The sequence below is a fragment of the Marinobacter litoralis genome (assembly GCF_003336705.1).
GTDB lineage: Bacteria > Pseudomonadota > Gammaproteobacteria > Pseudomonadales > Oleiphilaceae > Marinobacter > Marinobacter litoralis.
Map to the genome: position 1 here is coordinate 77,814 of NZ_QMDL01000005.1, position 21,152 is coordinate 98,965.

At 55.0% G+C, this 21,152-nt stretch carries 18 protein-coding genes and 1 riboswitch; of the genes, 11 read left to right on the top strand and 7 right to left on the bottom strand.

Annotated elements, in window-relative coordinates; genetic code table 11:
* Positions 1 to 20 precede the first annotated feature (20 nt).
* Genes DOQ08_RS15225 through lpxL form a run of 4 tightly spaced genes read right to left on the bottom strand, consistent with a single transcriptional unit; the run spans position 21 to position 4,077 of the window.
* A complete protein-coding gene (locus DOQ08_RS15225) occupies positions 21 to 1,040 on the bottom strand; it encodes a glycosyltransferase (RefSeq protein ID WP_114335840.1) in 1,020 nt (339 codons plus the stop codon).
* Positions 1,037 to 2,155, bottom strand: coding sequence for a glycosyltransferase family 4 protein (locus DOQ08_RS15230; RefSeq protein ID WP_114335841.1), 1,119 nt, complete (start codon positions 2,153 to 2,155; stop codon positions 1,037 to 1,039). The genes DOQ08_RS15225 and DOQ08_RS15230 overlap by 4 nt, the downstream gene beginning before the upstream one ends.
* Positions 2,152 to 3,114 (bottom strand): mitochondrial fission ELM1 family protein, encoded by a 963-nt coding sequence (locus tag DOQ08_RS15235; protein ID WP_114335842.1) that lies wholly within the window; start codon positions 3,112 to 3,114, stop codon positions 2,152 to 2,154. Before DOQ08_RS15235 ends, DOQ08_RS15230 begins: the two co-directional genes overlap by 4 nt.
* Positions 3,115 to 3,117: 3 nt before the next feature.
* A complete protein-coding gene (gene lpxL / locus DOQ08_RS15240) occupies positions 3,118 to 4,077 on the bottom strand; it encodes an LpxL/LpxP family Kdo(2)-lipid IV(A) lauroyl/palmitoleoyl acyltransferase (protein WP_114335843.1) in 960 nt (319 codons plus the stop codon).
* A 102-nt stretch (positions 4,078 to 4,179) separates the two neighbouring features.
* Here lpxL and waaA point away from each other — a divergent pair, with 102 nt between their 5' ends.
* Positions 4,180 to 5,433: a lipid IV(A) 3-deoxy-D-manno-octulosonic acid transferase gene (gene waaA, locus DOQ08_RS15245; RefSeq protein WP_114335844.1), complete on the top strand. Its 1,254-nt coding sequence runs from the start codon at positions 4,180 to 4,182 to the stop codon at positions 5,431 to 5,433.
* A 48-nt stretch (positions 5,434 to 5,481) separates the two neighbouring features.
* Here waaA and DOQ08_RS15250 read toward each other — a convergent pair whose 3' ends face one another.
* Complete coding sequence (locus tag DOQ08_RS15250; protein ID WP_114335845.1) at positions 5,482 to 6,843, bottom strand: TolC family outer membrane protein; 1,362 nt, start codon at positions 6,841 to 6,843, stop codon at positions 5,482 to 5,484.
* A gap of 183 nt (positions 6,844 to 7,026) precedes the next feature.
* Positions 7,027 to 7,140: riboswitch (TPP riboswitch) on the top strand.
* 80 nt (positions 7,141 to 7,220) lie between these two features.
* Here DOQ08_RS15250 and thiC point away from each other — a divergent pair.
* From thiC to DOQ08_RS15280, 6 genes are all read left to right on the top strand, one after another.
* The gene (gene thiC / locus DOQ08_RS15255) at positions 7,221 to 9,098 is read left to right on the top strand and encodes a phosphomethylpyrimidine synthase ThiC (protein WP_114335846.1); all 1,878 of its coding nucleotides are present in this window, start codon (positions 7,221 to 7,223) and stop codon (positions 9,096 to 9,098) included.
* Positions 9,099 to 9,518: 420 nt separating this feature from the next.
* Positions 9,519 to 10,139 (top strand): NUDIX domain-containing protein, encoded by a 621-nt coding sequence (locus tag DOQ08_RS15260; protein ID WP_114335847.1) that lies wholly within the window; start codon positions 9,519 to 9,521, stop codon positions 10,137 to 10,139.
* Entirely contained in the window at positions 10,136 to 10,621 is a 486-nt protein-coding gene (locus tag DOQ08_RS15265; protein WP_114335848.1) for a DUF1249 domain-containing protein, read from the top strand. The genes DOQ08_RS15260 and DOQ08_RS15265 overlap by 4 nt, the downstream gene beginning before the upstream one ends.
* Before the next feature lie 176 nt (positions 10,622 to 10,797).
* Entirely contained in the window at positions 10,798 to 11,604 is an 807-nt protein-coding gene (gene cpdA, locus DOQ08_RS15270; protein WP_114335849.1) for a 3',5'-cyclic-AMP phosphodiesterase, read from the top strand.
* A gap of 147 nt (positions 11,605 to 11,751) precedes the next feature.
* Positions 11,752 to 13,830, top strand: a complete 2,079-nt coding sequence (locus DOQ08_RS15275) for a T6SS phospholipase effector Tle1-like catalytic domain-containing protein (RefSeq protein WP_114335850.1) — start codon at positions 11,752 to 11,754, stop codon at positions 13,828 to 13,830.
* A 9-nt stretch (positions 13,831 to 13,839) separates the two neighbouring features.
* Positions 13,840 to 14,445, top strand: coding sequence for a DUF2931 family protein (locus tag DOQ08_RS15280; protein WP_114335851.1), 606 nt, complete (start codon positions 13,840 to 13,842; stop codon positions 14,443 to 14,445).
* A 72-nt stretch (positions 14,446 to 14,517) separates the two neighbouring features.
* Here DOQ08_RS15280 and metE read toward each other — a convergent pair whose 3' ends face one another.
* Positions 14,518 to 16,788 (bottom strand): 5-methyltetrahydropteroyltriglutamate--homocysteine S-methyltransferase, encoded by a 2,271-nt coding sequence (metE, locus tag DOQ08_RS15285; protein WP_114335852.1) that lies wholly within the window; start codon positions 16,786 to 16,788, stop codon positions 14,518 to 14,520.
* 114 nt (positions 16,789 to 16,902) lie between these two features.
* Between metE and DOQ08_RS15290 the strand changes: the two genes are divergently transcribed.
* The 3 genes from DOQ08_RS15290 (at position 16,903) to DOQ08_RS15300 (ending at position 19,617) form a co-directional block, all read left to right on the top strand.
* Entirely contained in the window at positions 16,903 to 17,793 is an 891-nt protein-coding gene (locus tag DOQ08_RS15290; RefSeq protein WP_114335926.1) for a LysR family transcriptional regulator, read from the top strand.
* A 47-nt stretch (positions 17,794 to 17,840) separates the two neighbouring features.
* Positions 17,841 to 18,233 carry a glycine cleavage system protein GcvH gene (gcvH, locus tag DOQ08_RS15295; RefSeq protein WP_114335853.1) on the top strand — a complete coding sequence of 131 codons (393 nt, stop codon included), beginning with the start codon at positions 17,841 to 17,843 and terminating at the stop codon, positions 18,231 to 18,233.
* Between the two features lie 187 nt (positions 18,234 to 18,420).
* Positions 18,421 to 19,617 carry a class I SAM-dependent rRNA methyltransferase gene (locus DOQ08_RS15300; RefSeq protein ID WP_114335854.1) on the top strand — a complete coding sequence of 399 codons (1,197 nt, stop codon included), beginning with the start codon at positions 18,421 to 18,423 and terminating at the stop codon, positions 19,615 to 19,617.
* A 154-nt stretch (positions 19,618 to 19,771) separates the two neighbouring features.
* Here DOQ08_RS15300 and DOQ08_RS15305 read toward each other — a convergent pair whose 3' ends face one another.
* Positions 19,772 to 20,428, bottom strand: coding sequence for a histidinol-phosphatase (locus DOQ08_RS15305; RefSeq protein WP_114335855.1), 657 nt, complete (start codon positions 20,426 to 20,428; stop codon positions 19,772 to 19,774).
* Between the two features lie 183 nt (positions 20,429 to 20,611).
* Between DOQ08_RS15305 and DOQ08_RS15310 the strand changes: the two genes are divergently transcribed.
* Positions 20,612 to 21,142 (top strand): RNA pyrophosphohydrolase, encoded by a 531-nt coding sequence (locus DOQ08_RS15310; RefSeq protein ID WP_114335856.1) that lies wholly within the window; start codon positions 20,612 to 20,614, stop codon positions 21,140 to 21,142.
* Positions 21,143 to 21,152 lie beyond the last annotated feature (10 nt).

A 21,152-nucleotide genomic window follows, 5' to 3' on the forward strand; every position in this document is an offset into this window, starting at 1 on the left:
GGTTGCTTTAGTGTAGCCTGTCATCGCTTGCAGCGCTCTAGAGCGAGTTTTTCTGAAGCCTTTTGGTAAACTGCGACCGTGTTGGCGGCCATGGCGGACAGTGACAGCTTTTCTTTGGCGAAGGCTCTTGCCTCGGATTGGTCGGCGGTTACGGACTCCAGATCTTGTTGCAGTAACTTGGCAAACTCAGCTGCCTCGCCGCCTTGGAATATGTGTCTTTTGGGCAAGACTTCATTCGCAATCGGGACGTTGGTGGAAATAACCGGCTTGCCGAGCAGAAGCGCTTCGGCGCAGACATAAGAAAACCCCTCTCGTTCAGAGCTAATAACCACGCCATCGGCGGCGGCCATGAGTGCGGGTACGTCTGTTCGAAAGCCTAAAAGCTGAACCTTGTCAGCTTGACCTGTGGACTCAACGAGCGCTTGAAGCCGTTGGTGCTCTGGACCGTCACCCGCGATCAATAAGGTGCCGGGGCAGGACTGAAAGGCTTCGATCAGCAAGCCAAATCCCTTGACCGGTGCGAGCCGTCCAACCGCTAACCATATTGGTCGGGTGGCCTCTCGGGGCAGCTCCGCGGGGGCCTGATTGGCAACTGAGGCCCCATTGTAGACTGCCGTAACCTCCGGTTGATTGATGTCGTTTGCAAGTGCTTTGCTGACCGCGATCAGCTGATGGAAAACGCCAGCTTTGGGGTAACGTGACTTAAAACCGTGAATGCTGGCAACGCGTGCGAGCTTCTTGATAAACGGCGCCAGCCTCTGCAGAACAAACGCTGCTTTGGTGCCTTGGGCGTGCACAACTTGGTAGTTTCCTTCCCGGATAGTCCGCAAGATTTTGAGCAGCAAGGGGATGGAGTTTCGTGACTGCTGCGCGTTCACAGGGATGCAGGAAACGCCTTCCATAGGTGCAACGTGTTGCGGAGCGGCTGCAACGGATACTTGGTGGCCCAGTTCAGCGAGCGCGGTGGCCAGTTCTCGGGTGTGCTTCTCAAGACCGCCAATTCCGGGGTTGTCCGAGAGCATCAGCATCAAAACCTTCATCCCGAACGCGCGCCTTTCTCAGCCAGGACCTTCTCGTAGATCTTCAGTGTCCCCTCCGTCTGCGCCCGCAACAAAAACCGCTCCGGCAGCTCAACCTCTTGCTTGGGCTTATCAAGTAACTCCAGAACGGTACGAGCAAAGGCGTCCGAATCATCCGGTGTTACTAACCCCTCCCGGAAACAGGCCTGCAAGGTCTCCGCCGCACCGCCACGATTGTAGGCGACAACCGGTGTGCCCGAGGCCAAGGCTTCTGTAACGGTACGGCCGAAGGGTTCCGGCTTGGTCGACATGTGACAAACCACATCGGCAAGCAAGTACAGGTTGGTCATGTCGTTGCGCTGGCCAAGAAAAGAAACCTGGTTAGTCAGGTTTAGCCGGCTTCGTTCGGTTTCCAGTTCCTGTAAAAAGCGTTCCTTCCCGGGCTCGGCTCCGCCCACGATAATACCGTGGCAATCCGGACGCTGGCGGACGATGCTTTCCATGGCTTTCAGGAAATCCAGTTGACCTTTCCAGCGGGAAATCCGGCCCGGCATCATGATGATCTTTTTGTTCGCAAGCTGGGGGAAGCGTGATAACAATATCTCGCGCCACTGTTCATTGATCGCGCGCTGGCGGAAGGCGTCAATATCGACCCCGCGCTGAATCACGGTCAGCCTGTCCTCCGGTACCTGAAAGTTTTTCAGTACGTAGTCGTTCACGCAGTTGGATACTGCAATCACGTGATCCGCTTTGGCCATGACCGCGCTGTAGGGGTTCACCGAGTACATGCCATGAAAGGTCGAGACGATGGCCGGGCGCTCGCTTGCCAGCAGCGACTTCAAGGCTAGATGAACGATCCAGGCCGGCATGCGGGAGCGAACGTGCACGATGTCAGGCTTGAGGCTCTGCAGCAGCTGTCGCATAGGCAGAATCTGGCCGAACGATGCGGGGGTTTTACGGTGGATTGGCATGTAAAGATGCGTGGAACCTTGGCCGCGCACTTGTTCAGCCATCGGGCCGCCGTTGGATACCACAAATGATTCGTGGCCACGCTTGACCAGTTCAGCCGCGAACTCTACCGTGCCACGCTCTACACCGCCGCTGTACAGGGCGGGAAGTGCCTGAAGTATTCTCAATGCAGCGACTCCTTGTTCATGCGTTGAGGCAAGTATGCAAAACGATTGATCAACCAGCGTGCGGCTCTGTCGGCCTCCCAAAGTCGTGCGTGTCGCTCTGGGTCTTCGCCCATAACACGGTCATGATCCTGCCGGAAGCAAACCCAGCCTTGCTCGGCGAGACGGTTAACGCCTTTGGCGACACGGCTGTGACCGCGGGCAGGGAGGTCGAGCAAGCCGGTTGGCACACCGGAAGTGGCGGCTTCGCACACCATAGAGACGCTATCCGGAGTCACCCACACCGCTCTTGACGCGGCCAGTTGGTGATTCAGCCAGGTGTCATGAGTGTTTTCGTGGTGAATGAAGGTTGCTTTGGGGCCTTGCAGCTCATCCAGCCTTGCCGTGAGGGCTTCAGGAGTCCGGCGAGAATCGCTGATGGTCCATCGCCACTCAGGATAACGATCGATCAGGTCGGTAATCTGGGCGAAAACGGCATCGTCATCCCAATCAAAATGAGGGGATGGGCCGCCGGCCAAGATGAGCGCTTCCGGTTTTGTGGTCAATTGGGCCATCGGGGTGATCGCGTTGATGACACCTTCGGTGATCAGCGTCTTGCGTGAGGCTTTTACGTTGTCGTGGGCTGGAATGATGGCCGCATCTACCCAAGCGAGCGGGAAAGCCGGCTTCATCAAAACCACGGTGTGGGCTTTTCGACGGCGGCGCAAAGCCAGCAATAACCGGTGTGTGCCCGAGCCCGCAGCAATCATCAGAGCGGGCGCGGGAAGCGATGAGTCTATCGTCGGTGCAGCGCCCAGAAGCGCACGCCAGAGCGGCACAGAATAATCAGTGGCGTTCACCCAATGAATACTGGCACCGGTGAGCACCCGCAAACGGTTGCCGAGCCCTTTTAGCTGGTTTTTGTGCCCTGGCTTGTTATCGGTAATCAGCCAGATCGCCGGCGCCCGCGTTTCAGGGTTCACGCGCTACCTCTTTTTCTTCTGTTTTTTGTAAAAGCCCGGATCATCTTTGGACGGTCGGGTTTTAAACCGGCGGTGCATCCACAAGTATTGATCCGGGGCTTTTCGGATTTCTTGTTCGATGATGGCATTAATGCGAGTAGCATCGTCCAGATCATCGCCGCTGGGAAAGTTTTCCAGCGCAGGGTGGAAGTAAATGTCGTAGCCGGGTTTGTCTTCACGGCGGAAATGGCTGAACGGAACAACCCGGCACTTGCTGCGGTCCGCAATTCGGGATGTGGCGGTGATGGTGCCGGTGGGAATCCCGAAGAAGGGGGCGAAGACAATGTCTTTTCGGCCGTAGTCCTGATCGGTGGCATACCAGACAGCGTGGTTTTTCTTCAGACTGCGAAATAGGCCCCGCAAGTCCTTGGAGGATAAAACCGTTCCGTATCGGCGGCCCCGTGCCCGGGTCATCACCGCGTTGGTTAAAGGGTTGTTGTGATCCCGCTGCATTACGTCGGCATCAATGAACTCGGTGACCAGACTACCACCGAGGTCGAGCGTGCTGTAATGCCCGCCTAAAAGCAGAACGCCATGGCCATCTTCCATCGCCTTTTCAAAGTGTTCGAGGCCATGCACTTGGGTGATGCCAGTGAGCTTCTCAGGGTCACGGAACCAGGCAATGCCCAGCTCCATCAAGCCGATGCCATTGGCGATAAAGGCTTTTCGGACAAGCTCTGTTTGTTCTGCTTCGGATAGCTCCGGAAAGCACAGCCGAATGTTTACCTCAGTAATATGACGGCGGCTCTTCGCCAGTCTCCAAGCGAGCAAGCCCGCGATCTTGCCCAACCACCATTGAAAACGAATGGGCAGTTGAGCGAACAGCCACATAATCGATATGCCTAGCCAAGTTGGCCACCAACGGGGATGGCGGTAAGCTGAGTAATCGGTGTTTCTGGGTTGTTTGCGGTACTTCTTGTTCAAAATCGTGAATCCTGAATCGACAAACGTTTAGCCCGAGGGCAAGATGCAGCCACTCGACAAATTTCGTCCTATGATAACGCACTGTTTTGCCGGGAGTCCTGCGTGTTTCATTTTATCTATTCCCAGCTGATCCGGCTGGTTCTGCCCTTTATCCTGCTACGGCTATGGTGGCAGGGTCGTAAAGCACCGGCTTTGCGCCGAGACTGGCAGCATCGCTTGGGTCTAGTTCCGGAAATGTCCGGGCCGGTTATCTGGGTACACGCCGTATCCGTGGGTGAAACCATTGCGGCAGGCCCCTTGGTTCGCCGGCTATTGGCAAAGAACCTGGGCGCAACCATCTTGATGACAGCCATGACCGACACCGGTTTGGCTCAAGCCCGAAAAATGTTCGGTGACAAGGTAGCTTACGCTTATGCGCCCTACGATACACCGGGAGCAATTCGCCGATTTCTGAACCGAGTGAATCCGGGCATTCTCGTTATTCTGGAAACAGAAATCTGGCCCAATATGATCCGCCAGTGTCGTCGGCGCAGGGTGCCGGTGTTCCTGATTAATGCCCGCTTGTCTGAACGCTCAGCTCAAGGCTATGAAAAGGTCAAAGGGCTGGCGGCACCGGTGATGAAAAGCATCAGCTGGGTGGCGGCTCAGGCGGAACCGGATGCTGATCGGTTTCGGCGCATCGGGGTGGCAGCGGACCGCGTGGAAGTGACGGGCAGTGTAAAGTTCGATGTGGATATTCCTGATGATGTCCGCGAGGCATCCGAGGAAGTCCGAAAAACGCTCTCGGGCAGGAAGGTCTGGATTGCCGGAAGTACCCACAGCGGTGAAGACGAACAGTTGCTGTGCGCCCACCAGAGTATTCTTGAACAGCACAATGATGCGCTGTTGGTTATCGTGCCCAGACATCCGGAGCGTTTCGATACCGTTGCGGCGATGGCCGAAGACAAGGGCTTTTTGATCGCCCGTCGATCCCGTAACGAGAGCCCGCAGCAGGCTCAGGTGTATCTGGGAGACACCATGGGCGAGTTGATGATGCTCTACGGCGCCAGCGATATTGCCTTCGTGGGCGGTTCGCTGATCGAGCGCGGAGGTCATAACCCGCTGGAACCGGCTGCTTGGGGAATGCCGGTGTTTTCCGGGCCTCATGTGTTCAACTTCGAGACAATCTATGAGCACTTGGTGGCTGACCAAGGCGTGCAAATGGTTGTGGGCTGTGAGGATTTGGCAAAAGCGGTGGGTCGCCTGATGACCGATGCGAAAGAGTGCAAAGCTTATGGTCAGCGTGCGCTGGCGGTCGTGAATAAAAACCGGGGCGCGTTGGATAAAGTGGTCGAAGGGATCATCGAAAGAGTGTAAAACCCGGGCCGGACGTCGGCCCGGGCTCACTCGTAAAGCCGGCGGGAATTACTCGGTGGGATCTTCCAGAGTTTTACCGTCGTTTGCCATCGCTTCAATGCCACGGGCACCTTCACTGAGCCAGTTGTTCAGCTCGATCAGGTCCTGAGGGCTGAGCGTGCCGGCGGCTTGCTTCAACTGCAGAGAGTTAATCACGTAGTCGTAACGGGCATTGGCGTAATCCCGCAGCGCTACGTAGAAAGCTCGCTCAGCATCCAGCACTTCCACAATGTTTCGTGTACCCACATCGTAACCGGCGCGCGTTGCATCCAGAGCGCTGCGGCGGGAGATGATGGTCTGTTCAAGCGCAGAAGCGGTTTCCACGTTGTTGTTGACGGTCAGGAATAAACTGCGCGTATTGACCTGTACGTCCCGGCGCACGGTATTCAAATCCTGCTCGGCCACCGTGACCAGTGAACGCTGCTGGCGCACGCCTGCTTGAGTGCCGCCCCCCATGTACAGCGGTACGTTGAGTTGGAGCCCGATAACGCCTTGGGTTCCTTCTTGCTGCGGGGTCTTGGCGTTTTCAAGCTCAGTTTCACCGTAGGAAGCCACCAGATCGAGCGTCGGCATATGGCCGGATTTGGCCACTTTCAGGTTGGCTTCGCTGGCGTTCAGTTGGTGCATGGCCGCCTGAATAGACCAGTTCTGATCCAGTGCAGTGGCTTCCCAAGAGGCAGGGTCCATCGGGTTCGGTCGGCCTAGCGGGAAGTTTTCGCGCAGGTTTTCCAAATCGGCGGCATACTCGCCGGTCAGGCGGGCAAGCTGCTCTCGGGCCACATTTAGCTGGTTTTCAGCGGCGATGCGCAGGCTCTTGCTGTCATCGTAGCTGGCACGAGCTTCGTACACTTCGGTGATGGCAATCAGGCCGACATCATAGCGTTCCTGAGCCTGTTCAAACTGGCGTTGAATAGCCGCTTCGGTGGCTTGAGCGGTGGTCACGGTATCTTGAGCGCGTAACACGTTGAAGTAAGCCGTTGCTACATCAAGAATCAATTGCTGCTGAGCCAGATTGTATTGGGCTTGCGCGGCTTCGGTCTGGAACTGGCTGGCATCGTAACGGAACCAGTTGTCTGCCCGGAAAATAGGCTGAGTCAGTTGAACGCCGTAGTTCAGGGACTTGTAGCTGTCTCCAGGGCCGTTCTCGGCATCGAAGTCGATGTGATTGGCTTCGGCATAAGCGCCGATCTGAGGCAGCAATGTACTTTTGCTTACGTCACTGGCGGCTTGCTGGGATTGGAATCTCGCCATGGCCGAAGCAATGCCGGAGTCGTAAGACAGCGCCTTTTCGTAAGTCTCCATCAAATCCAGAGAGAATGCAGGCTGAGCTGCAAGCAGGGTGATCAGTCCTGGAAGTAAGCGTTTTTTCATTGTATCTCCTGACAAACTGTCTCCGGGCATCCGTGATCTGGATACAAGGATCGGAAGGCCACAGTGCCGAGTGCTAACGCGACAGTATGGTCCAAAAGTATCGGTGGCTCATTATGGACAATAATGAGTCCCGTCTCTACACTTGAAAAGCTCACACATTGTGTAAGCAACGAATTCGATATTCGCGTCTTGACGGGGTGCTGAATCGCCATAAACCGGCGATAGGCTGAGATTGCAACGCAGAACCCGCGACCTGATCCGGATAATACCGGCGTAGGGATTAAGACCGCACGAACAGTGCCATGTAGCCAGTAATGGCGTTTTGGCAGTGCTCCGTCATGCGCGACCTGACACCTCAGATATTACTGGGAGCAGACATGACGGACATACCAGCATACCTCAGCGACTCCGCAAAAGTGGATTCGGCAGCAATCAAACCATTACCAAGCTCACGAAAAATCTATGTGCAGGGTAGCCGAGCCGACATTCGGGTGCCAATGCGGGAAATTACGGTGGGCGACACCCCGACCGAAATGGGCGGCGAAAAGAATCCGCCGGTACTGGTGTATGACACGTCGGGCCCCTACACCGATCCGGACGCCAACATTGATTTGCGTAAAGGCTTGGCACCGGTTCGTGCCAACTGGATTGCTGAACGCGGCGACGTTGAACAACTGGATGGCTACACCTCCGAGTTCACCCGCCGACGTATGAAAGACCCTCTGCTAGACCCGCTTCGGTTCATGGATGAGCGAAAGCCCTTCAAGGCAAAATCCGGCAAAAACGTCACTCAAATGCATTATGCCCGCCAAGGCATAATCACCCCGGAAATGGAATACATTGCCATTCGGGAAAACATGAAGCTCCAAGAGGCTCGTGAGCAGGGATTGGTCGATGATCAGCACCCGGGCCAGTCGTTCGGCGCCAGCCTGCCAGCGGAAATCACTCCGGAATTCGTTCGTGAAGAAGTGGCTCGCGGGCGGGCGATTATCCCAGCCAACATCAACCACCCTGAAACCGAACCGATGATCATCGGCCGAAACTTTTTGGTGAAGATCAACGGCAACATCGGTAACTCTGCGGTTACTTCGTCTATCGAAGAAGAAGTCGAGAAGCTTACCTGGGGTATTCGCTGGGGCTCCGACACCGTGATGGATCTGTCCACCGGTAAGAACATTCACGAAACCCGTGAATGGATCATCCGGAATTCTCCGGTTCCCATCGGCACCGTACCGATTTACCAAGCGCTGGAAAAAGTGGGCGGTGTTGCCGAAGACCTGACCTGGGAAATCTTCCGCGACACGCTGATTGAACAGGCTGAGCAAGGCGTGGATTACTTCACCATTCACGCAGGTGTGCGTCTGCATCACGTGCCGCTGACCGCCAAACGCACCACCGGCATCGTTTCCCGCGGTGGTTCGATCATGGCCAAGTGGTGCCTGGCGCATCACAAAGAGAGTTTCCTGTACGAACACTTCGAAGACATCTGCGAAATCATGAAGGCGTACGACGTGTCCTTCAGCCTAGGTGACGGCCTGCGCCCCGGCTCTATCGCCGATGCCAATGACGAAGCGCAGTTCGGGGAATTGGAAACCTTGGGCGAACTCACCAAAATTGCCTGGAAACACGATGTGCAATGCATGATCGAAGGCCCCGGCCACGTGCCCATGCACTTGATCAAAGAGAACATGGACAAACAGCTGGAATGCTGCGACGAAGCACCGTTCTACACCCTCGGCCCCCTGACCACAGACATTGCACCGGGTTATGACCACATCACGTCAGGCATCGGAGCGGCAATGATTGGCTGGTTCGGTTGTGCCATGCTTTGCTACGTTACGCCGAAAGAGCATCTGGGCTTGCCCAATAAGGATGACGTGAAAACCGGCATCATCACCTACAAAATCGCCGCCCACGCGGCCGATCTGGCGAAAGGCCATCCGGGTGCGCAGATTCGTGATAATGCGCTCTCCAAGGCACGATTTGAGTTCCGTTGGGAAGACCAGTTCAACCTGGCGCTGGATCCGGACACTGCTCGGGAGTTCCACGATGAAACTCTGCCGAAAGACTCTGCCAAAGTGGCCCACTTCTGCTCCATGTGTGGGCCCAAGTTCTGTTCCATGAAAATCTCACAGGAAGTACGGGATTACGCAGCGGAGCAGGGCATGGATGAGGTGTCTGCCATCGACGCCGGCATGCAGGAGAAATCCCGCGAGTTTGTGGAGTCTGGCTCCAAGCTTTACGACAAGGTCTGACTTTGGTGTATTTGATCTCCCAGCCTGTTGGTTGGGAGTTGTGAGCCGGGGTGGTGGGGCGGTTCAGAAAACGCTCGAGCCATCCGTGGGCGCTTCTGCTCCGCCATCCCTGGCTCCGCAAATTTCTGAACCGCCCCACCACCCCGGCTCAATTAAACTTCTGCCGTTTTACCGTAAAAAGGCTCTTTAGCGTTACGAACTGCACGGAGTCAGGGGCGGACCTTGGGATAGGCATTCCAAAAACCGCTCCTTCGGCACATCCATGTGGCGCTTCTGCTCCGCCATCCATGGCTGCGCACATTTTTGGAATGCCTATCCCAAGGTCTGCCTAACACCAAACACGCAGGCTAAGGCTGTAACTTGCAGCCCCCCCACAATAACGGCTATCGTTCAAAACCGATGACCAAACCGGAAGAACCGATGCCACAACCGTTCCAGTTCACAGCCAACGACGTCAAAGTCGAAAAACGCGAAACCGTCTTCCAGGGCTTCTTCCGCATGGACAAGCTCTGGCTGACCCATCCGCGCTTTGATGGCCGTGAAATGCCTACCTTCACCCGCGAACTCTTCATCCGCGGAGATGCCACCTGCGTACTGCCTTATGATCCAGAACGGGACGAAGTCGTATTACTTGAACAATTCCGGCTCGGCGCTCTGGGACGTAACCAATCTCCCTGGCTGCTTGAACTCGTAGCAGGCATGAACGAAGAGGGTGAAAGCCCGGAAGACGTCGCACAAAGAGAAGGCCAAGAAGAAGCCGGCCTGAGCTTCAGTCGCCTCGATAAAATCTGTGACTACATGGTATCGCCCGGTGGCACCACCGAATTGATTCATCTGTATTGTGGGCAGGTCAGCACAGCAGACGCTGGCGGAGTGTTTGGCGTTGAGCATGAACATGAAGACATCCTCTCCCACGTGGTCTCGGCTGAAGAAACGTTCGCCATGATCGCCGACGGTCGTATTAACAACGCGGCGGCCATCATTGCCATTCAGTGGCTGCAACTGAACCGAGACAGGTTGCGCAAGGAGTGGCAGGCATGACCGAATGGGTGAAGCGACCAAAACGATACGTGCCGGACTTGCGCCAGCTGGGCGCGCTGTGTGATGGCAACTATCACCGGCTGCGCAAACTGAGACAGCTTGATGCTGAAAACGAAGCTGTGTGTGAGATCGAATTACACCGGGAAGATCAGTACCTGGGCCGGGTTCGGATCGAACGCCTGCAAACGGCACGCTTCACGGAAACTTTGTTGCTTGAGCAAGTGCATAACAGTGGTCGTTGGCTGAACAATCCCAAAATGACCGTTCGCGTGTATCACGATGCAACAATGGCCGAAGTGATCAGTTGCTATCGCCACCGCCATATTGCCCCGGTGAACGATTACCCGAACCGGTTTATGCACCACCCGGATGAAAAAGTTCAGATCAACGGCTTTCTTGCCGACTGGTTGGATTACTGCCTGCGCTTTGGTCACCTGCCATTGGAGCATGCCGTTTGGACGGCGGGGCAAGGCGGAGACTGAACCGAAATCCTATTGCAGGCCCCTTAGCCTGTGTCATGGTTGTCAAATACTGCAAAATATTAAGCGCGATTGGCGAGAATGTGACATATCCTTAATTAATAGCCAATGCAACGAGAGCCAGCCATCGTACACTAAGAACAAATCTAACCAGCCGCAAAGACGACAGCAGGGCTTGCATGACCAACTCTGACCTTAAGCGCCCGTTACGGGTGCTGCAGTTGACGGACCCCCACCTGACCGCGCAGTCAGACGGAGCTTTGCTGGGCGTTAACACCCGAGCCAGTTTGGCTGCGGTTATTGATGAAGTGCTGAAGGTGCACGGGCAGCCCGACTTAGTGCTGGCCACCGGCGATATTTCTCAAGATGCTTCGGCTGAAGCCTACCGATATTTCGGGGAACAGCTGCAGGTATTCCAGTGTCCCTCACTATGGATAGCGGGCAACCACGACGACACCCCGCTGATGAATGCCGTTGCTGCCGAGTTTCAGGCGGATCAAAGGCAGTGGGTGCAGGGCGGTTGGCATTTCGTGATGCTCGATTCGTCCGTTCATGGAAAAGTGTTTGGTGAGCTGTCAGAGGAAGAGCTGGCTCACCTCGATAGCGCGCTTTCTGAACAGCCCGAACTACCCACAATGGTTTGTCTGCACCACCACCCCGTGGACATAGGTTCCGATTGGATGGAAAAAATCGGCCTGAAAACACGAGAGGGGTTCTGGCAGATCATCGATAAACACCCGCAGGTAAAAGCGGTTCTGTGGGGACATATCCATCAAGAGCTTCACCAGCATCGGAATGATGTTCAGTTGCTCGCAACCCCCTCCACCTGCATCCAGTTTACCGCCGGAGCCAGTGATTTCTCGGTAGAACCCCGTGCGCCTGGCTATCGGTGGATTGAGTTAGATCCTTCCGGGAATATTGCTACTGAAGTGCGCAGGGCAAGCCAGTTCGAATTCGAACTGGATGAAAATAGCACCGGATATTGACCGCAAGACGATTCGCTTACCTCTTGAGAAATTCCTGCTCGCCACTGGAAGGCAGTTCACTGATTGGGTTGATCAGTTTGATACGATAAAACCGCTGTGAATACGATTTCACAAGGATGAACACCCTCAGTCAACGGATGACGAGCCATGAAAATTGTAAGCACCTGGGATTTGCGTGCCGCAGATCTTCCCAGGCTGGAATCTCCATTTTTTGCCGCCGCCAAAACTAAAAGCCTGATCCTTGATCATGCCCACAATGCTAATAACAGCGATCTTGAGCGCTTACTTGGGCGATCCCGCTCGTCTCCCGGCGGTGGTCGTGCTTCACAAAACTACCGGGCCGCATTAATTGAAGAGGTCGTGCGTCGAATTGATGACGGCGAACTCTGGTTAGTCCATGAGGTTGTCGATGGTGAGCCCTCAGCTCCGGTGGTGTATTGGCGGAGCTCTGGTGATGGGCTGAAGCAGTGGGCAATAGCTGAAGGTGTAGCTAACTCCGAAATACGCAGCAGCGTGGAAGCACTGAACCGACACGGCATTACGCCGCAGCAACTCGACTCCCACCGCATTGGAGGCGTAGGGCACTTAGGTGCCAGCCAGTTTGATGCAGAGTTTCGTGAGAAACAGCGAGAGGATGCTCGCCAACAACGATCGACATCCCAAAGCTCAAACACGAGTTTCCTGGCGCAGTCAGTGGCACCGCTTGCCTTATACGCAGCACTAGAAGATGAACCCGAAACTGAAAAAGCTCCTCAGGAAATCCACCTCGAAATTGGCATCTTCACCGATGGCACCTTGAATAACGCCGAGAACTCCAAAGAGCTGGAAGAGCGTGTGGCCGCGGAGTGCGTTTCGTCCTTGGAAAGGGGAGGGATCTCAGAGGAAGAGTGTGCGTATTGGTTGGGGCTGTCAATGGGGGGGAGCTATGCGAATGCTCCGACAAACGTAGCGAAGTTAGCAGATTTGTATGATACATCCCCGTCTGCTACTGAAGAAATTATAACCTACAAGTTTACTGTATACGCGTCAGGCGTAGGAACGAAAACTGGTGCACAAGATTCGACGCTCGCGGCTATTTCTGGATTGGGCGAATCGGGAATCATTGGCCAGGTCGAGGGAGTATTTAATGATGTGGTTGGTCAGATAAAGGAACGCAGCATCCGTGAACAAATAAGTTCGTTAACCATCGATTTATTTGGGTTTAGTCGAGGGGCTGCGTCGGCTCGGCATGCTGTCTCTGAGATTAACCGAGGGCCATCGGGATTGCTCGGCCTAGCCTTCGAGAAAGCTCGACTTGCATGGCCGCGACGAATTGTTGTTCGCTTTGTTGGTCTGTTTGATACGGTAGCAGCGATTGTGAATCCGATGAGACTTGATTTTTTGGCCAGTAATAGCCGGAATCATCCGGTGCAGGTGTATCTAGACCCAAAGGGAGTGGGAAAGGCAGTCCACCTCATTGCTTCGGATGAGTACCGAAAGAATTTTGCTTTAAATAGTCTGCGTAGTAGAGACGGGAGTCTTCCGGGAAATTTTCAGGAAATTTCGTTGCCTGGTGCGCACTCCGATGTAGGTGGTGGCTATCCCGATCAACAGCGAGAGGATTTGTTGATAAGTCCTTACAGGCCGATTTCACGAGATCGTAATAAGCGGCCGCAACAAACAATGGAATGGGATAATCTCGATACGTTGAGGGGGCAAAAACTCTCCGAAGGATGGATTGGTGAATTTAGCTTACCCGTACAGTATTCGGCGAAACATGCACCAGTGCCGGATGAGCTGGAGTTAGAGGGTGACCCTAGTGTGTCAGTTTATGTGAAGAGGCACGATCATCCGGCACCTGATGGGCGCGTAGAATTATCGCTAAGAATGCTCCGGCAGATTCGTGGAGAGTATTCACGGTTACCTTTGCGATTAATGCATTGCTTGGCGGTTAAGGCCGGAGTCCCATTGAGAAAAATTCCACGAAGATCTGATCTAGATCTGCCGCCAGAAATAGAGAACATCAGTGAAAATTGGCTCAAAGAAGTGGTGAATGGTGGGGTTGAGGTGACGCTCGACACGGAACAAATGAGTCTGCTCCGCAATCGATATTTGCATCATTCCGCGCACTATAATCCATTGAAATTGATAGTGGGAGGGGTGTCTACGACAGTCATGATTGGGCGTAATTTTAGTCCTAACGCGCCTGCATCATCAGGTGAGCGCGAAACTCACCCTAATGGTTGAGGTTTATTGATGAAGAATGCAAAAAATATCTTCCTGCTTTTCACCTTTAATTTGGTACTGGGGGGGTGCTCGGCGTTAGGGGAAGAGTCTGGATATTGGGGCATTCGAGTAGCTGCGCCTGAACATTACGATATGTGGGTGACCGATGCTTATTTGGAAAAGTCCGGAGTTAGGAGCTGGAGGGCTCCATTTGGTGGCCACACAGGGTGCTGTTGGGCGGGGGCGTATGGCCCAGCGGGCTCGGGTGGAGAGCTGAAACCATTCCCTAACCTTATGCTGTTGCGTTGGTTTTCGTTTGCAGAGCAAAAGTATTATGCGGCATTAATCAGGGTTCCGGAGGATTTGCAGGAGCGTATGTTGGAACCTGTCCCGTATCTCTATCCTGATGCATCATCGGGGCAAGAACCAAGGAGGACGTTGGTTCTTGGGCTAGCTCCCGGCGGTGAGGTTGTCGTGTGGATAATGAGCCAGCGAACGAATGCGGAAGAAGTGCTGAGAGTGTCTGCTGCTGAATTGCCGGGCGACCCCGAAGATTTTGAGGAACTAACCGAAAGTTATCTGGAAGAACACGGAGCTTATCTCAAAGCACACGGCGTACCCTTAGAGGGTTGGTAAATCACAACCTTGCTCATTCGTCGATAACAAAAAGAGGGTGCGCCACAAGGTGCACCCTCTTCGAAGCTCCATTTACGCCCGCAACGCCTGAGCCGCAGCCACCATGGTCTCCAGCGCGGGTGTCACTTCCTCCCACTTCCGCGTTTTCAGCCCGCAGTCCGGGTTAATCCACAGCCTTTCGGCCGGAATGCGCTCCGCGGCGAGCTTCATCAGGTTAATGATCTGCTCCTTGTTGGGAACGTTAGGCGAGTGGATGTCATACACTCCGGGCCCAATGTCGTTCGGGTACTCGAAGCTCTTGAAGGCATCCAGTAGCTCCATGTCAGACCGTGAGGTTTCGATGGTAATCACATCGGCATCCATGCGAGCGATGGCCTCGATGATGTCGTTGAACTCCGAATAACACATGTGGGTGTGGATCTGAGTGCTGTCCTCTACGCCATTGGCGGCAATGCGGAAGCTGTTGATCGCCCAGTCGAGATAACCTTCCCAGTCTGATTGGCGAAGCGGTAAGCCTTCGCGCAGAGCGGCTTCGTCGATCTGGATGATGCCCACGCCGGCTTTTTCCAGATCCTGCACTTCTTCGCGAATGGCCAGTGCCAGCTGCAGGCACGAATCCTTGCGGGGTTGGTCGTCCCGCACGAACGACCAGTTCAGAATGGTCACCGGCCCTGTCAGCATGCCTTTTACCGGCTTATCTGTTAGTGACTGAGCGTAACGAATCCAATCTACGGTCATGGCTTTCGGGCGGCGGATGTCGCCGAACAGAATGGGCGGTTTAACGCAGCGTGAACCGTAGGACTGAACCCAGCCGAAGCGGGTAAACGCGTAGCCGTCCAGCTGCTCACCGAAATATTCCACCATGTCGTTACGCTCGGCTTCACCGTGCACCAGAACGTCGAGACCCAAGGCTTCCTGATTGCGAATGCAGCGTTCAATCTCTGCCTTCATTTGGGCTTCGTAGTCGGCTGCCGCCAAATCGCCTTTGCGGAATTGCAGGCGTGCCTGACGGATTTCCGGAGTTTGTGGAAACGAGCCAATGGTCGTAGTCGGAAACGCCGGTAGCTGAAGCTTCTCTTGCTGAAGCGCGATACGCTGGGCATAGGGGCTCTGGCGGTTACCCAGTTCAGTTGTGATGTCCGCGACCGCTGCTCGAACATCTGGATTGGTGACCCGCGTCGAGTTGCGGCGGCTGTCGATGGCTGTCTGATTCTGCGTCAGTTGCTGTTGCACCGATTCGCGGCCTTCGTTCAGCGCGCGGGTAAGCACATGAAGCTCGTCCAGCTTTTGCAGAGCAAAGGCCAGCCAGTTTCGGATTTCCGGATCCAGACCGGTTTCCTGCGACAAATCAACGGGCACGTGCAGCAAGGAACAAGACGGTGCCAGCCACAGGCGCTCGCCAAGTTTTTCGTGCACCGGCTCTAGCCAGTTCAGCGTTTTATTCAGATCGGTTTTCCAGATGTTTCGACCGCTGATAACACCCAGCGACAGCACCTTGTGCGTCGGCAGCCAATCCGCAATGCGGTTAACTTCATCCGGGGCGCTGATGGCATCCAGATGAACCCCGGCTACCGGCAGCTCGCAGGCCAGTTGCAGATTGTTGCGCAGCTCGCCAAAGTAGGTGGCCAGCAACAGCTTCGGGCGGTTCGCTTTCAGCTGGTGGTAGGCTAGGTTAAACGCGTAACGCCAGTTGGCATCCAGCTCGGTTACCAGCGCAGGCTCGTCGATTTGAACCCATTCGGCTCCGGCATCAGCGAGAATTTCCAGCAATTGTGAATAGGCAGGAAGCAGGCGCTCCAATAGATCAAGGCGATTGCTGCCGTCAGAGGTTTTGCCAAGCCACAGGTAAGTAACGGGGCCAATAATCACCGGTTTCGCTGACACGCCATGCTGTTGTGCTTCCGCCAACTGATTGATGAGTCGCTCAGGGTTCAGCTTGAACTCAGTGTCAGCAGTGAACTCCGGCACAATGTAGTGATAGTTGGTGTCGAACCACTTGGTCATTTCGCCGGCAGCGATGGCACAGCAGGGGCTGTCGTTGGCACCGCGGCCGCGGGCGGCGCGGAAGTAGGCGTCTAATTCATTTCCTTCTTTGTCCGCGGCACGAGCTGGCAGGTTGCCCAGCGTGACAGACATGTCGAGCACCTGATCGTAAAGCGAGAAATCGCCCACGGGCACAAAGTCGAGGGCAGATTGCTGTTGCCAGTGACTCTCGCGCAGCTCCGCGGCGATTGCGCTCAGGTCCTGTTCGGTTTTGCGGCCGGCCCAGTATTGTTCCAGCGCGAATTTCAGTTCCCGTTGACCGCCGATGCGCGGAAATCCGAGATTGTGTGTTGTAACCATGATGCTGTCCTTGGTGGTTTCTGCTGTAAGTAGGAGAGCTAGATTAGGGAGTTATTGAGATGAATAAAAATGGTATTATCTCAACAATTCATGAGCAGAATTCACGGTTTGGGCATGATTGAACGCAGTCACTTAGAGATATTTCGGGCGGTTGAACGGCAAGGTTCGCTCACAGCGGCGGCCGAGCAGCTGCATTTAACGCAATCCGCGCTCAGCCACGCGATTCGCAAGCTGGAGCAGCAACTGGGAACGCCAGTCTGGCTCAGGGAAGGGCGGCAGTTGCGGTTTACCCAAGCGGGTGAACAGCTGCTTTCGCTCGCGAACCGACTTCTGCCGCAATTTGAACACGCCGAGATGCTGGTCGGGCAAGTGGCCAAGGGGCAGCGTGGCAGTTTGCGCGTGGGCATGGAGTGCCACCCTTGTTACCAGTGGTTATTGAAGGTGGTCGGGCCTTATTTGCAGCAGTGGCCGGATGTGGACGTGGATGTTAAACAGGAATTCCAGTTTGGCGGAATGGGGGCTTTGTTCGGCCATGATATCGATTTGTTGGTGACGCCTGATCCGTTGCATCGTCCCGGTGTGTGCTTTGAGCCCGTGTTCGATTACGAGCAGGTGTTGGTGGTGGCGAGCGATCATCCATTGGCGGAAAGCGAGTGGGTAGAACCAGAGCAATTGGCCAGTGAAACCTTGATTACCTATCCGGTGGCCCCGGAGCGGCTGGATATCTTTACCCGATTCTTTTTGCCAGCTCATGCTGCGCCTGCGTTCCATAAAACGATTGAAACCACCGACATTATGCTGCAGATGGTTGCTGCGGGCCGGGGAGTGTCTGCCTTGCCGCGCTGGTTGGTGGATGAGTACGCGCAGAGGATGCCGATTAAGGCGTTGCGATTGGGCAAGGAAGGCATGCCGAAACAGATATTTTTGGGCTTTCGGGAGCGGGATCAGGAGGTGGATTATCTGGTTGCATTTATGAAGCTGGCCCGTAGCATTCGCTGGAACTAAGCTCTTCGGTTAAACTGCGCAAAAAATTTCAACAGGACACACAGATTATGAGCAATATCCCTGCGGATCTTAAATATATCGATACGCACCAGTGGGTGCGGGTTGAGGCTGATGGCACCGCTACGGTTGGTATCACCGATTTCGCCCAGGACCAGTTAGGTGATGTGGTTTTTATCGAAGTGCCGGAAGTGGGGGCTACCGTCAACGGTGGTGAGGAAGCAGGTGTTGCAGAGTCGGTGAAGTCGGCTTCGGATGTGTTTAGCCCGGTGACTGGTGAGGTTCTTGAGGTGAATGAGAAGCTTGAGGACGAGCCGGAGATTGTAAACGATGATCCTTATGGTGAAGGCTGGATGTTTAAGGTTAAGCTGGCGGATAAAGGCGAGCTGGATGGCCTGATGGATCCTGATGCATACGCTGAACACGTCGCTTCGGAAGGCTAAATAAGTAACTTGGTGCAAGCGTGTTCCCGGGGGCAGGCCTCCCGAAACACGCTCCTTCGGCACATCCATGTGACGCTTGGGCTCCGCCATCCCTGGCTCCGCACAGTTTCGTGAGGCCTGCCCCCGGAAACTCGCCCCAGCTGCAGAGTAGCCCCCCATAATGAATGAACTCACAGGTAATTAATTAATGGATTTCCCGATTCTCTATCTGCGCAAAGGCGCAGAACGCCGTCTCCGTGCTGGCCACTTGTGGGTTTACAGTAATGAGGTGGATATCAAGCGCAGCCCGTTAACCGAGTTCGAAGCCGGGGCCCAGGCTCAGTTGCGGGCGTCGAACGATAAGCCGCTGGGTACGGTGTTTGTGAACCCCCATACGTTGATTTGTGGCCGTTTGATCAGTCGGGAGCCTGCGCAGGGTATGACGCCCAAGCGGTTGACGGATCGGATGGAGGCGGCGCTTTCGTTGCGGGAGCGGTTGTTTGATAAGCCGTTTTATCGCTGGGTGTTTGGTGACAGCGATGGTTTGTCTGGTCTGGTGGTGGATCGTTTTGATGATGTTGTGGTGGTGCAGATTTCCACAGCTGGCATGGAACTGATGAAAGACGCCATTGTGCGGGCGGTTCAGCGTTTGGCGCATCCTCGTGTGGTGGTGTTGAAGAACGATGGCAAGATGCGCAAGGTGGAAGGGCTTTCCAGTTATGTGGAATTTGCTCATGGCCCCGAGACAGACATTTTGCGGGTTGAAGAAAACGGCGCGCAGTTTGAGGTGCCGTTGGCTGGTGGGCAGAAGACGGGGTGGTTTTACGATCACCGGATGAACCGTCAGCGGCTGCAAGCCTACGCGCCGGGTAAGCGCGTACTGGATGTGTTCAGTTACGTCGGTGGTTGGGGCATTCAGGCTGCGTGTGCCGGTGCTTCGCAGGTCACTTGTGTAGATGCTTCATCATCCGCTGTAGATTCTGTGCATCACAACGCCAAGCTGAACGGGTTGGATAATGTGGACACCATTGAAGGTGATGCCTTTGATGCGTTGAAAGCACTGGCGGACGAGAAAGAAAAGTTCGATATCGTGGTGCTGGACCCGCCCGCGTTGATTCCGCGCCGTCGTGATCAGAAGGCCGGTGAACAGGCGTATGCCCGGTTGAATCAGTTGGGTTTGCGGTTGTTAGAGCGAGATGGGCTGTTGGTGTCTGCGTCTTGCTCCATGCATTTGTCACAAGAAAAGCTGATCGACATCATTCGCGGTAGCGGCCGCAAGATTGATCGTTTTGTGCAGCTGCTGGAGCAAGGCCATCAGGCGCCGGATCATCCGGTTGTGCCGGGGATTCCTGAAACGGATTACATCAAATCTTGCTTCGTGCGGTCACTGACCGGGTTTCTATAAAGGCGAGAGCTGCACCCAGTGTAGGTCACCGGCGGGGCAGTCTTTCCGGGATCGTCAAAATCAGGGAAGATTTTGTCGAGCGTACAGGGATGTATTCACCGCGTATCCCGGAAAGACTGCCCCGCTGGTGGCCGGGCCAAGACGCTTTAAAGCATCAGTCCCGAAGCGACATCACCGGCCAACCCTTCTCATTGGCCAGTTTCTCCAGCGTAGGGTCTGGGTCTACAGCCACCGGGTTCTGCACCAATTTCAGCAGCGGTACATCATTGTGGGAATCGCTGTAAAACCAAGCGCCATCCAAAGTTTCATCAAAGGCTTCTAGCCAGTCGTTCAGGCGCACAACCTTGCCCTCCTGAAAACTCGGCGTGCCCGCCACTTCTCCGGTAAAGCGACCGTTCACCAACTCCGGCTCCGTTGCAATCAGATAATCCACACCCAAAAGCTCCGCAATCGGCTCGGTAATAAACCGGTTGGTTGCGGTAATGATCATCAGCGTGTGACCCTGAGCGCGGTGGTCGGCCAGCAACTTTGCGGCTTTCTCCAGCATCATTGGCTGCACCTTTTTCGCCATAAACGCTTCGCGCCACGATTCCAGCTCTTCCATACTGTGGGTAGACAGCGGTTGCAGGGCAAAACGCTGGTATTCGAAAACGTCCAGCTCGCCGTTCAGGTATTCCTGATAGAAGCGGTCGTTCGCCTGACGGTAGACCTCTGCATCCACCAACCCCTCTTCCACCAGAAACTCTCCCCACGCGTGGTCGCTGTCGCCGGCCAGCAGGGTGTTATCCAAATCAAAAATTGCGAGCGTCAAGCCGCGTCCTCCCATTATCACAGGCTTTTAAGCAAAGCTGACAGTCTAGCACGGCTCTAATCCAGGTGTACTGCACGCAGCGGCGTTTGCTGAACCATTGGGTTTCTGTAAGAATGAGAGCAACTTGGACAAATTTCGTCGGTTGGAAAAGCAACCGGCCCCCGACTATGCGAGGACTGTGCCGTGATCGACTCAGACGGTTTCAGACCCAACGTCGGAATCATTCTGGCCAACCACAGGGGCGAAGTGCTCTGGGCGAGGCGAATAGGGCAGGACTCCTGGCAATTTCCGCAAGGCGGTATTAATCCGAATGAGTCGCCTGAAGAGGCTTTGTACCGGGAGCTGGAAGAGGAGATTGGCCTTAGTGCCAATGATGTGGAGATCATCACATGTACACGAGGGTGGCTAAGGTACCGGCTGCCCAGGAGGATGGTACGCCACAACTCGCACCCCGTATGTGTGGGGCAAAAACAGAAATGGTTCCTGCTGCGGATGTTGTCACCAGATGCGCATGTTCGCGTAGATGGTACAGATTCACCTGAATTCGACGGTTGGCAGTGGGTGAGCTACTGGTACCCGTTGGGACAAGTGATATCGTTTAAAAGAGAAGTGTACAGGCGCGCGCTGCGAGAACTGGCCCCCAGACTGTTTCATAATATGGAACAGTGGCAGAAAGGAGAGTCAAACCGGCGTTTGAAGGAACACCAAAAATGATGGATTAGCC